The organism is Rhodopseudomonas pentothenatexigens (assembly GCF_900218015.1).
In the GTDB taxonomy this organism is placed as follows: Bacteria; Pseudomonadota; Alphaproteobacteria; order Rhizobiales; family Xanthobacteraceae; genus Rhodopseudomonas; species Rhodopseudomonas pentothenatexigens.
On sequence record NZ_UFQQ01000020.1, the window covers coordinates 76,678 to 89,653 of the forward strand.

Here is a 12,976-nt window from a genome sequence, read left to right on the forward strand (position 1 = left end):
CGGCGCTTGGCACCGTCAACAATTTCGACTAGTGAATCGAAAATCGATAACATGCAAAACGACGGATCAACGTCGCGGCTATGGAGGACAACGTGACCCAGCCGGTGCTGCCGAGCGACCTCGTCGGCAAATCCATCATCGACCTGCTCGACGCGCGCGCCGCCGCGCGCCCCAACGCCCACGCGCTCACGGCGGCTTCGGCCTATGGCGGCGAGTATCGGCTGACCTATGAGCAACTACGATGGTGGTCGGCAAAGCTCGCCGACGGCCTGCGGCAGCTCGGCATTGCGCAAGGCGATCACGTCGGACTGATGCTCGACAACGAAGCGGGACTCGAGGCGGTGATCACCATGTTCGCCCTGCACCGGCTCGGCGCCGTGGTCGTGCCGATCAACACCCGGTTCGCCGCGGAGGAAATCGTCTACGTCGTCAACAAGGCGCGATGCAGCGCACTACTCGTCGCCTCGGCGTTGCTCGCCACGATGACGGCGCTTCGCCCTCGCCTGACCGCGATCCGCGACGTCATCTGCGTGGGACCGGCGCCTGATGGGTCGACCGACTGGCATGCCGTGGGCGATCGTGGCCGGGCCAATGCGGGCGGCTGGCCGACGATCTCACCCGACGCGACGTCGGAGATCCTGTTCACCTCGGGAACGACGGCGCATCCCAAGGGCGCGGTGATGACGCATCTGCGCACGCTGGTCTCGGCCTACGGGTTTGCGGCCGCGCTGTCGCTCGACGACACCGACGTCTACGAGAGCTTCTTTCCGTTCTTCACCACGGCGTCGCTGCACTGCCTGATCCTGCCGGCGATCTGGGCCGGCGCCGCCGCGGTGCTCGATCCGGGCCTCGACATCCAGGCGATCATGCGCCGAATGGAACGCGAGCGAACGACCAAGTACATCGGCGCGCCGTCCTTCTACATCTTCCTGCTCGACGCCTATCGCCCGGACGTCGACGATCTCAGCCGCATCAGGCTGTTCGATTACGGCGGCGCGTCGATGTCGGTCGAGGTCATCAGGCAGCTCGCCGCCACTTTCCCAACCGCTGAGCTGCGCCAGACCTACGGCATGACCGAAACCGGCCCGGCCGGCACGGTCGCCGTCGGTTCCGACAATCTCGCCAAGATCGGCACCGTCGGACGGCCCTGGCCGCTCACCGAAGTGCGCATCGTCGGCGACGACGGCACCATCCAGCCGGCCGGCGCCACGGGCGAAATCGCGGTGCGCAGCCCGAGCGTCATGCGCGAGTACTTCGACGAACCCGAACTGACGAAAGCCGCGCTCCGCGACGGCTGGATGATGACGGGCGACATCGGCTACATCGACGCGGACGGATATTTGTTCCACGTCGACCGCAAGAAGGACATGATCATCCGCGGCGGCCACAACATCGGTTCGCTGGAGGTCGAGGAGAACTTCTTCGCGCATCCGGCCGTGCAGGAAGCCGCCGTCGTCGCCGTCCCTCACCCGAAGCTTGGCGAAGACATTCACGCCTTCATCGTGCTGCGCCCCGGCGCCACCGCCACCGTCGACGACCTGCGCGCCTTCCTGGTCGATCGCCTCGCCGACTACAAGATCCCGCGCCGCATCAGTTTCAGCAGCGCTCTGCCGCGCGGTCCGATGGGTAAAATCCTGAAATCTGAACTCCGAAAGCATGTGATCGAGAAAGCAGCCAGCTGACATGAATCATTCTCACTACGAAACCATCCAGATCGATCGGCGCGGTCGCGTGCTGACGATCACCATGAACCGGCCGGACGTGCTCAACGCCGTCAATGCTAGGCTGCACTCGGAACTGTCGCAGGTGTTCACCGACGCCGCGCGCGATCCCGATTCCGACGTCATCGTGCTCACCGGCGCCGGCCGTGCCTTCTGCGCCGGCGGCGACGTCGAATGGATGCAGAACGCCATCGACGATCCGGACTCCTTCGAGGTCACGGTGGCTGAAGCCAAGGCGATCGTGTTTTCGCTGATCGAATGCGAGAAGCCGACCATCGCCCGCATCAATGGTCCGGCCGTCGGGCTCGGCGCCACGATGGCGCTGTTCTGCGACGTCTCGTTCGCAGCCGACACCGCCTATATCTCCGATCCCCACGTTTCGATCGGCATGGTAGCGGGCGACGGCGGCGCGGTGATCTGGCCGCAGCTCATCGGCTTCGCGCGCGCCAAGGAATTCCTCTTCACCGGCGATCGCATCGGCGCTGCTCGAGCCGCCGACCTCGGCCTCATCAACCGCTGTGTGCCTTCGGCCGAGCTCGATGCGGCCGTTGACGCCTTCGCCGACCGCATGGTCAACGGCGCCACCAAGGCGATCCGCTGGACCAAGGTGACCACGAATGTCGCGCTGCGGCAGCTCGCGGCGAGCATGATGGATGTCGGCCTCGCCTATGAGGCGCTGACCAATGTCAGCAAGGATCACCGCGACCTCGTGGACAAGTTCCGCGCGCGTGCCGGAAAGGCCAAGGCATGAGTGACGACAGCCTCGCCGGCCGCGGCGCGCTCGTCACCGGCGCCGCCGGCGGCATCGGCCTCGCCATCGCGGCGCGACTGGCGACGCGCGGCGCGCGCGTGGTCCTGGCCGACCGCGACGCCCAGCGTCTGGCTCAGGCACAGTCGCACGTCGCGAGCGCCATCGCCCTCCCGGGCGACATCGGCTCGGAAGCTGGCGCCGACGCGCTCGTCGCCGATGCCGCCGCCGCGCTCGGCGGGATCGACATCCTGGTCAACAATGCGGGCATCGCCGAATCGATCGCGCGCACCATCGACCAGCGCCTCGAGGACTGGCAACGCGTCATCGACGTCAATCTGCGAGGCACGTATCTGGTGTCGCGCGCCATGGCCCGCCACGCCCTGGCGCGCAAGGCCGGCGGCGCCATAGTCAACATCGCGTCCGTCGCCGGCATCGGCGCCATCCCGAGTTCGAACGGCTACGGCGTCTCGAAGGCGGCCGTCATTCACCTGACCAAGACCATGGCCTGCGAGTTCGCCGCCAAGGGCCTGCGCGTCAATTGCGTCGCCCCCGGCTTCATCGACGCGCCGATGGCGCACGAAATGTTCGCCGACAGAAAGACCAACCGGGACGCCGTCGAGAAGCGCCTGCCGATGCATCGGTTCGGTGCGCCAGACGAGATCGCCCATGCGGTCGCGTTCCTCGTCTCCGACGAGGCGTCCTACGTCACCGGCGTCGTGTTGCCGGTCGACGGCGGGTGGTCGGCCTATGGCGGCGCGTGAGGAGCCCATGACAGTGACATCGACAGCACCGGAGATACACACCGAGCTCGACGCGCTGCGCGACGCCATGCGCCGCCTGATCGCGCGCGAGATGACGCCGCATTACGCCGACTGGGAACGGGCGGGCGCGATCCCGCGCGAATTGTGGCGCACGATGGGAGCCGCCGGCCTGCTCTGCACCTCGATTCCGGAAGCCTATGGCGGGCCCGGCGCCGGCCTGGCGCATGCGCGCGTGGTGATCGAGGGGCTCGCCGACGCCTTCGTCGCATTGCCCGGCTTCTACACGCATTCCGAAATCATCGCGCCCTACATCCTCAAATACGGCACGGAGCAGCAGAAGCAGACCTGGCTGCCGCGCTGTGTGACCGGAGACTGCGTGCTGTCGATCGCCATGACCGAACCCGGCGCCGGCAGCGACCTGCGCGGTGCACGGACGGTGGCCCGCCGCGACGGCGACGACTACGTCATCAGCGGTCAGAAGACGTTCATCACCAACGGACTGCACGCCGATCTCGTGATCGTGCTCGCCGGCACCGAGGGGATGTCGCCGGGACGCAAGTCACTGTTCCTGGTCGAGACAAACCGGTCGGGCTTCTCGCGCGGCCGCGTGCTCGACAAGCTCGGGCAGCGCGCGCAGGACACCGTCGAACTGTTTTTCGATGAAACGCGCATCCCCGCCACCAACCTGCTCGGCGTCGAGGGCGAGGGTCTGGGATATCTGATGGCGCAGCTGCCGCGCGAGCGGCTGTTCGTCGGCATGTCCGCGATCGCGGGAGCCGAGGCCGCGTTCCGCGAAGCCCTGGCCTACACCAACACGCGCCACGCCTTCGGCCAGCCGATCTCGCAGTTTCAGCATCTGCGGTTCCGGCTGGCCGAGCTCAAGACCAAGATCACGGTGGCGCGCGCGTTTCTCGATCAGTGCATCGCCCGGTTCGAAGCCGGTCAGCTGTCGGTCGATGAAGCCGCCATGTGCAAATACTGGATCACCGACGTCGAAGCCGAGGTGCTCGATCAGTGCGTGCAGATGCATGGCGGCTACGGCTTCATGCGCGACTACCCGGTGGCCCGCGCCTATGCCGACGCGCGCGGACAGCGCATCTACGCCGGCACCAACGAGATCATGAAGGAAATCATCGCGCGTAACCTGTGAACGAGGCGCACGCGAACAACGCAAAACAAGAACATCGTAAAACATAGAAAAGTGGGAGGATGGAGATGTCTTTGAAGACCGTTGCAATTCTGGTGACGGCCGTGGTCGCCCTGGCGACGCCGGTGATGGCCGAGGACGCCGCGCCGGGTGTCACCGCGACGTCGATCAAGCTCGGCAACACGGCGCCCTATAGCGGGCCCGCCTCGGCTTACGCGACGATCGCAAAAGCCGGCCTCGCTTATTTCGACATGATCAACCAGGCCGGCGGCATTCACGGCCGCAAGGTCGAGATCATCAGCCTCGATGACGCCTTCACGCCTCCCAAGGCCGTCGAGCAGACCCGCAAGCTGGTCGACAGCGACAATGTCCTGGCCATTTTCCTCCCCATCGGTACGCCGACCTCGGCGGCGACGCAGGCCTATCTCAACAGCAACAAGGTGCCGCAACTGCTGGTCTCGTCGGGCGCGTCGCGATGGAACCAGCCGCGCAAGTTTCCCTGGACGGTAGGCTGGAACGTCGACTACGTCACCGAGGGGCGAATCTACGCCAAGTACATTCTGGCGAATGTGAAAGAGCCGAAGATCGCCCTGCTCTATCAGAACGACGATTACGGCAAGGACATCCTCGCCGGCCTCAAGCAGGGCCTCGGCGACCAGCAGGCTGCGCTGGTCCAGGCCGCGACCTACGAGCTGTCCGATCCGACCGTGGACTCGCCGATCGCCAAACTGCGGCACAGCGGCGCCAACGTCTTCATCAGCGCGACGACACCGAAATTCGCGGCGCAATCGATCAAGGTCGTGGACCAGCTCGGCTGGAAGCCGCTGTTCGTGCTCCCCAGCGTATCGAATTCCGTCGATCCGGTGCTGACGAGCGCTGGCCTCGACAAATCCGCCGGCATCATATCGACCTCCTACGTCAAGCAGCCGACCGATCCGCAGTGGCAGAACGACCCGGACTTCAAGACCTGGTCGGCGTTCATGGACAAGTACTATCCGTCGGGATCCAAGAAGGACTGGCTGAATGCCTATGCCTACGGCATGTCCTACGTCATGCACCAGGCGCTGGAGAAGGCCGGCAAGAACCTGACGCGCGAGACGCTGATGGCGGCGATGGAAAGCGTGCGCGATCTGCAGGTGCCGATGCTCATTCCGGGCATCACCGCGACCATCACCAAGGACGATCACGGCCCGCTGAAGGCGATGCAGATGATGAAGTTCAACGGCGAATCCTGGGAGCCACTCGGCGGCATCGTCTCCGCGGACTGACCCCGGTTCGTCTCGAACTAAGATCGATCAGTTCGGCGGCGCCGGGAAATCGGCGCCGCTGTTTTGTCGGCCGGTGTTGAACTCGAAGATCTTGCGCAGCACGCCCGGTGCCATCGCCGAGATCGGGTTGACCCGCAGCACCGGCTTGCCCGGGGTGCCCACCACTTCGTAGGTGACGCCGATCAGACCCTCGTTGCTGCCGCCGCCGAGGAACAGGCCGACGATCGGGATCTGCCCGAACATGTTGTTCAGCCCGTACATCGGCACGAAAGTGCCGCTCATCCGCACCTGGTTGGCGCCGTAATCGATCGAGCCTTCGATGGTTGCGCCGATCGTCGGCCCCTTCACAACGCCGTCCCGGATGGTGAGCTGGCCGTTCTGGCGGCTGAACTCGGCGCGCAGCCGCGAAAACGCCAGCCCCTGCGGCTGTCCGCCCGGCGCGCCCGCGGCGACGCGATCGAGCGCCGCCTCGCCCTTCACGGTGAAGTCGCGGACGTTGATCAGGCCTTCCTTCTCGCGCGGCTCGGCGGTCGGCGGCTCGACCGCCAGCGACAGCTGACCGCCGTACATCTTCGCGTAGCTGTCGGTGAAGCGGAAGAACGCGCCGGCGTCGTTGGTCTCCAGATAGATCACCTCGCGGCCCTGATTGCGGCCACGCAGATCGGCGGTGATCGGGGTGTCGCGGCCGAGCTTGCCGGTCATGGTGAAGCTGCGGATCGCGCCGTTGCGGCGGGTGGTCTTGACCTCGAGGCTGCGCAGCGCCTCACCGTAGAAGCCGGCGACCGCGCCGAACTTCAGGTCGAGATCGAAGTCGACGCTCTTGCCCTTGGTATCGCCCGAGCTGCCCGACAGCGCCGAGCGGATGAAGCCGCGACCGTCGAACACGTCGCCGCGCATCACCGCCTTCAGCACGCCGTCGGGGCTGCGGTCGGCCTTCAGCATCGCCTTGTCGCCTTCGGACGGCGAGTACACCGGGAAGTTGGCGTTGATCAGATCGCCGTCGGGGTCGACCTCGAGCGATCCTTTGATCAGCGTGCCGCCGCCCTCGATGGTGACGTCGTCCAACCTGGTCGATTGCGGCTTGCGCACGACGTTGAAGGTGGCGCGGCCGGGCTTGCCGGGCTGTTTGCTCCATCCCGGCAGCAGATTGTCGAGCTTCACCGGCGTCAGATCGGCGTCGATCGCGAATTTGGAGTCCTGATCGTTGTCACCGATCTTGCCGGTCAGCTTGACGCCGAGCGGGCCTGAGAGGCCGCTGCCGAAATCGACCCCGAGCCGCGCGCGGCTGGCGTCGTCGAGCGTCGCCTGCAGCTTGACGTCGGCATCGCCGTCGGCGGGCTTGCGATAGTCCAGCGCCGCCGCCTGGCCGTTGATCTTGACGTCGCCCTTGACCTGGTAGCCCTGATTATTGGCGGTCACTTTCAGCGCGGCGGCTTCGAGCTTCTGCCCCATCGCCAGCTTGTCGGCCGAGAACCCGGCGAGGTCGGCGGTGATCGAGTAACTGGTGTCCTGCTTGGTCAGCTCGCGCTGGATCGGCATCCCGAGCGCGACCTGTGCCGAGACGTTGCCCTTGCTGGTGGCGGGATCGATCGGCAATGCGGCAGCATCGCTGAGCCGGCCGGAGGCGAGCACTTCGGCAACCGCCGGCACCGGTCCGTCGAGTTTGAACCTGATCCGCGACGGCGCCGGCTTCGGCGCCAGGTCAGGGACCTCGAACAGGATGTCGGACAGCGCGATCTTGCGGCCGGCGTCGGTGTCGGCGCTGGCCTGATTGATCGCGACCGTGGCGGTGCGGCCGGTCACCCGCACCCGCATGTCGGCGTCCTTGACTATCGGCATGCCGTCGACCGGGCGGATCGAAGCCCCGTTGCCGAGAATGTTGACGAGCAGCCCCTCGTCGGGGATCGGCGGCCCGCGGCGCGACAGGTTCTTCATCGGCGAATTGACGGCAACGTCGATGGTCTGGATCGATCCGGTGAGAATCCGTTCGATCACCCATTCGCGCAGTTCCGGGACGATCAGCACCGGCCACATCCGCTTCAGCGCCGACACCGACATCGGCGTGCCGGCCAGACCGAGCGTCAGCCGCGGCTCGCCGGCATAATCGATGCTGCCCGATCCGGCGACGCCGATCTCGCCGTTGCTGACATCGGCCTGGGTCAGCAACACCCGGCGGTTGGCGTTGTCGAACCGGACCCGCACGGCGATGCGATTGAAGATCAGCGGCGCTTCGTTCTGCGCGCCGGGCAGCACGATGGTGCCGCCGGACAGGCCGAGTTGCCAATCGTTGACGCTGCCGTTCGGCGGCTCCAGCGAGGCCAGCAGCGTGATCCGGTTAGGCCCGGCCAAAACCTTGAACGGTGCGATCAACACCCGGCGATTGGCGTCCCATTCGAACGAAGTCTCGATCTGGTCGATCGCCATCGGGTAATCCGGCGTATCGTAATCGATCACCGTGCCGGCGCCGGCCGTCAGCTTGCCGCGGAAATAGGTCGGGACGCCGTCGCGGCCGATCTCACCCTTGAGGTCACCGGTGAGCGGGAAGTCGGCGCTGTAGGTCAGGTTCTTCAACCGCAGCGCCAGCAGCACGGTGCGGGTCGGCACCTGGTTGGCATGCAGTTCGACCGAGCGAACGCCGTCGCGTGCCGGGCCGACCTGAACCCGCAGCGACCAGGCCTTGCGACCTTCCTCGCCGATGCTGAGCGCCACGCCGCCATTGCTCGGACGGCGCAGGCTGAGCGAGATGTTCTCGAAGGTCCAGCGGTCGCCGCGCTGTTCGTCATCGACCACCAGATTGCCGTTCTTGAGCCCGATCTCGTTGAGGTTCTGGCCGTCGAGCCCGGTCAGGCTCAGACTGTCGAGCCATGCCAACCCGGCGAGTACGCCCTTCATCGGATCCGGACTGTCCGCCCCCGCCACAGGTGGCGTGGCGGACGGCGCTTGCGACGCGGCATCCGGGGCGGCGGGTGCTGCCGGTGCCTGCGGCTGGGTCGGCAGCTTGAATTCGGCGGGCCTGCCACCGGCGGCGACGCCTGTGGCGAGCGGCCGCTCGGTGGCGCCGGCCGACACCGTGACCTGGCCGTCCGGATTGATCCGGATCGCCAGCTCGGCGCCGACCAGTCTCAGGCTCTCGGCGCGGAGCTTGCCCATCAGCAGCGCCCAGCCGGACAGGCGCACTTCGGCTTTCGGAGCCGAGGCGATCACCACGTGGTCGCGGTCACGGACCACGATGTCGCGAATCCGCACCGCGACCCGAATCCGCCCTGCCCGCTCGATTTGCGTGCCGCCGATCTCCACCGAGTTGCCGTGGCCGATGTTCTCTTCGATCGCGTCCGCCAGCCACGGCGTCGCCATGTCGACATTGATCGGCCCTGCACCGAGCCGCAGCCACAGACCGGCGAATGCGGCAGCCAGCACGACGCCGATCACCGCGACCGTCAGAACCGCACGTTTCAGCCAGGGGCTGCCCGCCGAGCGGCGGCGCGACCAATCGTCGATGCGGTGCAGACCCAGGTTGCGACGCTTCAGCAGCTTGCGCGCGCGATGCCGGGCGTCTTCGTCGTGCTCGTGATCCCACTGGTCGTCATGCCAATGGGGATCGATGCAATCACGGCCGGCGTGCGGGTCGGACTGGTCCGGCGTCGGATGTTTCGCCATTGCCTCTCGTTGCACGCGCGCGTGGGGAGCCTGGTTGTCGAGTGAGGGATGTGCGCCGTCGCGCAGGATGCGCTCCTGTGGCGGCATTGCTGCCCATCCTCGTTAGAGACCTCTACTCGCCGCCGGCCCAACGGGCCCATTGAACAAACGGGGATGGTCGGTACGCCGAATCCCTGCAACCATACCCCGAGGTCGACGGATTTGCCCAGCAGCGGCATGGTCGCATTGCGTCTGGCGATGCCCGATGTTGACCTTTTGAAAGCGACGAAAGGAAGGCGCATGCCCAAGCAAACGCCCAAGAAATCCTCGAAGCCGGCGACGGCGGCGAAGGCCGGGAGCGCCGCCAAGGCCGCCGCCGCAAAGAAGTCCGCCAAGCCTGCGGCCAAGGCCGCGAAAAAGTCCGCCACCGCCGCGACCTCGCCCGCGGTCCAACCGACCGGTCCCGGCGAAGGCAGCGCCGCCCCGGATTTCTCGCTGCCGCGCGACGGCGGCGGCACGGTTTCGCTGGCGGACTTCGCCGGGCGCAAGCTGGTGCTGTTCTTCTACCCGCGCGCCAACACCCCGGGCTGCACCCGCGAGGCCGTGGACTTCACCCGCCTCGCGCCCGACTTCGAAGCCTGCGGCACCGCCGTGCTCGGCGTCTCGGCGGACTCGGTGAAGGCGCAGGACTCGTTTCGCGACAAGCATCGGCTGGCGACGCCGCTGCTCTCGGACAGCACCCATACGATGCTCGAAGCCTATGGCGCCTGGGGCGAAAAGACGTTGTACGGCCGCAAGTTCGAAGGGATCATTCGCACCACGGTTCTGATCGGCGGCGACGGCCGGATCGCGCGCGTCTGGCGCAACGTGAAGGTCGACGGCCACGCCGACCAGGTGCTCGCCGCGGCGCAATCTCTATAGTTTTCATTTTCTGAAAATTAACCATGGAAGGGTCAAATCTGCCCGCGCCTCGAGCGGAACCGTTGCGAGTTTCCGATCGGCGCGGGAGTTCCGATGTCGTACCGTTCCGGCCACCCATCCGCAGTGCCGCAGCCCCACGCTCACAATCAGGCCCGCCCCGCAGCGCAGCGCCCGGTGCGTCCGGCCCGGCCGGCACAGCGGCCGGCCGCGGACGGCAACAGCTACACCATCGCGCATGCCGGCAAGCAGGTCCGCATCGGCCCTGTGCTGTTCTGGATCGTGGTCGGCACCATCGTGCTGCTCGGTGGCTGGACCGGCGTCACCGCGACTTACTTCACCTTCCGCGACGACGTGCTGACCCGGCTGATCGCCCGCCAGGCCGAGATGCAATACGCCTACGAGGATCGGATCGCCGAACTGCGCGCCAAGGTCGACCGCACCACCAGCCGGCAGTTGCTCGACCAGGAGCAGTTCGACAAGAAGCTCGAACAGATCATGCGACGGCAGTCGCTGCTCGAATCCCGCGCCGGCGCGCTCGGCGCCCTGCCCGACGTCGCGGTCACCGGCAGCATCAAGCCGGCCCGCACCCCGTCGTTCGACAGCGAGCCGGCCGGCCGGCCGAAGCCGTCGCCGATCAACGACACGGTGATCTTCGTCGCTCCGCCGGATCGCGAAGCGCGGCTGCAGTCGCGCACCCCGCCGGCGGCGCTGGAGCGGCCGCCGACCCAATACGCCAAGGCGCAAGGCATCGAGACCGTGCTGACGCGGCTGCAGAACTCGCTCGACCAGGTCGAGAAGCAGCAGATCGCCGCCCTCGGCGCGGTCGAAGAAAGCTACGAATCCCGCGCGCGGCGGATGCGCGACGTGCTCGGCAACCTCGGCCTCAACTCCCGCTCGCTCGAAGCCGCGGCGCCGCGCGGCGCCGTCGGCGGCCCGTTCGTGCCGGTGCGGGCGCCGTCGGCCAACGCCTCGAGCTTCGACCGCCAGCTGTATCGCATCAGCGTCAGCCGCGCCCAGGTCGACCGCCTCACCCGGGTGCTGACACTCGTCCCCTATCGCAAGCCGGTGGTGGGCGACGTCGAATTGTCGTCGGGCTTCGGCGTGCGCACCGATCCGTTCCTCGGCCGGCCGGCGATGCACACCGGCCTCGACTTCCGCGGCTCGACCGGCGATCCGGTCCGCGCCACCGCCGCCGGCAAGGTGGTCAGCGCCGGATGGGCCGGCGGTTACGGCCAGATGGTCGAGGTCGACCACGGCAACGGCCTGTCGACACGCTACGGTCACCTGTCGAAGATCATCGCCAAGGTCGGCCAGCAGGTCGGCATCGGCCAGGTGGTCGGCGAGATCGGCTCCACCGGCCGCTCCACCGGCCCACATCTGCACTACGAAACCCGCATCGACGGCGACCCGGTCGACCCGCAGAAGTTTCTGCGGGCGGGGGTGCGGCTGGCGGGGGCGGGTTAGGACCGTTCGCTCCGCCAACGCCGCGGTTGGAGCCACGCCAAAGCGCGCCCGTCGATGATCAGCAGCGCGCTGGCGATCACAACTGCACCGATTAGCTCACGGATCCCAATGGCTTCGCGCAGCACGACCGTGCCGAGCAGAATCGCCGTGACGGGGATTAGCAGCGTCACCAGCATGACGTTGGTCGATCCGGACCGCGCGACGATCCGGAAGAACAATACGTACCCCAGCGCGGTCGACAGCGTGCCGAGTGCGACCACCGCCAGGATCACCGGCCAGCTCGGAGCCGGCAGGCGCCACGGTTGATCGACGTTCGCCGCGATCACGCCGGTGATGATAGCCGCCGCCACCATTTGCGAGGTGGCGGTGGTGAGCGGCGCAAAGCCGACCAATCGCCGGCGGGCAAGTAGCGCCGATAAGCCGTACGACATCGCCGCGAGCAGGCACAGCCCGACGCCGATCCCGGTCTGGGCTTCGCCCAAATCCACGCCGCGCAGGATCGCGACTCCAAGGATGCCGACTGCGACACCGATCACACGCTGCGCCGTCAGTCGCTCCTCTCCGGCCGCCGCCATGACAACGACGGTGAACAAGGGGGTCGTCGCATTGAGCACCGACGCGAGGCCGGTCGAGATGAAGGTCTGGCCCGTGACGAGGCAGGAGAACGGAACGACGAAGTTGAGACAGGCCATTCCGACGAAAGGTAGCCAACCGGTGACGCCGCGCGGCATGGGAATTCCACGGAGCCCGACGATCAAGAGCAGTACCAACGCGGCAATCGCGGCACGAAGAAAAACGATGGTGAACGGCGGCAGCTCCTTCAGAGCCACACCGACGCAAAAGAACGACGCGCCCCACAGGATCGACAGCGCGATCAGCAGAACCCAGTCTCGCGGATGAATCGGATGAACGGCTGACGACACGAGTGCACCTCTCGGCGTCAGTCATCAGCGATGCAGCGTCGCCCAGCCACCCGAATTCCGAGCGGCTGAGAGAGCGGGATGTATCGAAAGATCAATCGGCACATAGGAGGTGCGCGGGCCGGCACCTCCGCAAAGGTCAAAAACCTAGAGCAGTTCTTCTTTTCATCGAATCAGAGCTGATCCGCACCGCCTGCCACACGCACAACCTCATGGTGAGGAGGCGCGTAGCGCCGTCTCGAACCATGTGACGCACGGAATGCGTTGCCCCATCCTTCGAGACGCCCGGCTTCGCCGGGCTCCTTGTATTAGCGCGATCTGCTATCCTTCATCATTCCCTTCGGGGAATGCCCCGTCCCGGACGGCCATCCGGGACGGGGCGCCGGT

The 12,976-nt window shown here is 66.7% G+C and carries 9 protein-coding genes; 7 read left to right on the top strand and 2 right to left on the bottom strand.

Annotated features, from left to right (window positions below; all coding sequences use genetic code 11):
- The first annotated feature begins 92 nt into the window (after positions 1–92).
- The 5 genes from DWA33_RS18135 to DWA33_RS18155 all read left to right on the top strand — a co-directional run bounded on the left by DWA33_RS18135 (position 93) and on the right by DWA33_RS18155 (position 5,648).
- A complete protein-coding gene (locus DWA33_RS18135) occupies positions 93–1,682 on the top strand; it encodes a class I adenylate-forming enzyme family protein (protein ID WP_167443236.1) in 1,590 nt (529 codons plus the stop codon).
- A 1-nt stretch (position 1,683) separates the two neighbouring features.
- Positions 1,684–2,472: an enoyl-CoA hydratase/isomerase family protein gene (locus DWA33_RS18140; RefSeq protein ID WP_114359893.1), complete on the top strand. Its 789-nt coding sequence runs from the start codon at positions 1,684–1,686 to the stop codon at positions 2,470–2,472.
- The gene (locus DWA33_RS18145) at positions 2,469–3,233 is read left to right on the top strand and encodes an SDR family NAD(P)-dependent oxidoreductase (protein WP_114359895.1); all 765 of its coding nucleotides are present in this window, start codon (positions 2,469–2,471) and stop codon (positions 3,231–3,233) included. The genes DWA33_RS18140 and DWA33_RS18145 overlap by 4 nt, the downstream gene beginning before the upstream one ends.
- A gap of 7 nt (positions 3,234–3,240) precedes the next feature.
- The gene (locus tag DWA33_RS18150) at positions 3,241–4,383 is read left to right on the top strand and encodes an acyl-CoA dehydrogenase family protein (RefSeq protein ID WP_114359916.1); all 1,143 of its coding nucleotides are present in this window, start codon (positions 3,241–3,243) and stop codon (positions 4,381–4,383) included.
- 65 nt (positions 4,384–4,448) lie between these two features.
- Positions 4,449–5,648: an ABC transporter substrate-binding protein gene (locus DWA33_RS18155; protein ID WP_167443237.1), complete on the top strand. Its 1,200-nt coding sequence runs from the start codon at positions 4,449–4,451 to the stop codon at positions 5,646–5,648.
- A 27-nt stretch (positions 5,649–5,675) separates the two neighbouring features.
- Here DWA33_RS18155 and DWA33_RS18160 read toward each other — a convergent pair whose 3' ends face one another.
- Positions 5,676–9,392, bottom strand: coding sequence for a YhdP family protein (locus DWA33_RS18160; RefSeq protein WP_114359899.1), 3,717 nt, complete (start codon positions 9,390–9,392; stop codon positions 5,676–5,678).
- A gap of 192 nt (positions 9,393–9,584) precedes the next feature.
- Here DWA33_RS18160 and DWA33_RS18165 point away from each other — a divergent pair, with 192 nt between their 5' ends.
- Positions 9,585–10,205, top strand: a complete 621-nt coding sequence (locus DWA33_RS18165) for a peroxiredoxin (protein ID WP_114359902.1) — start codon at positions 9,585–9,587, stop codon at positions 10,203–10,205.
- Between the two features lie 93 nt (positions 10,206–10,298).
- Positions 10,299–11,669: a M23 family metallopeptidase gene (locus DWA33_RS18170; protein WP_114359904.1), complete on the top strand. Its 1,371-nt coding sequence runs from the start codon at positions 10,299–10,301 to the stop codon at positions 11,667–11,669.
- Here the strand turns inward: DWA33_RS18170 and DWA33_RS18175 are convergent.
- Positions 11,666–12,592, bottom strand: coding sequence for a DMT family transporter (locus DWA33_RS18175; RefSeq protein WP_114359906.1), 927 nt, complete (start codon positions 12,590–12,592; stop codon positions 11,666–11,668). The two genes, DWA33_RS18170 and DWA33_RS18175, sit on opposite strands and share 4 nt — an antisense overlap.
- Between the last annotated feature and the right edge of the window lie 384 nt (positions 12,593–12,976).

Bases quoted from the DNA above. Each gene is read 5' to 3' on its own strand.
- DWA33_RS18140 (WP_114359893.1), top strand. From the start codon at position 1,684: ATGAATCATTCTCACTACGAAACCATCCAGATCGATCGGCGCGGTCGC.
- DWA33_RS18145 (WP_114359895.1), top strand. From the start codon at position 2,469: ATGAGTGACGACAGCCTCGCCGGCCGCGGCGCGCTCGTCACCGGCGCC.
- DWA33_RS18150 (WP_114359916.1), top strand. From the start codon at position 3,241: ATGACAGTGACATCGACAGCACCGGAGATACACACCGAGCTCGACGCG.
- DWA33_RS18155 (WP_167443237.1), top strand. From the start codon at position 4,449: ATGTCTTTGAAGACCGTTGCAATTCTGGTGACGGCCGTGGTCGCCCTG.
- DWA33_RS18160 (WP_114359899.1), bottom strand. From the start codon at position 9,392: ATGCCGCCACAGGAGCGCATCCTGCGCGACGGCGCACATCCCTCACTC.
- DWA33_RS18165 (WP_114359902.1), top strand. From the start codon at position 9,585: ATGCCCAAGCAAACGCCCAAGAAATCCTCGAAGCCGGCGACGGCGGCG.
- DWA33_RS18170 (WP_114359904.1), top strand. From the start codon at position 10,299: ATGTCGTACCGTTCCGGCCACCCATCCGCAGTGCCGCAGCCCCACGCT.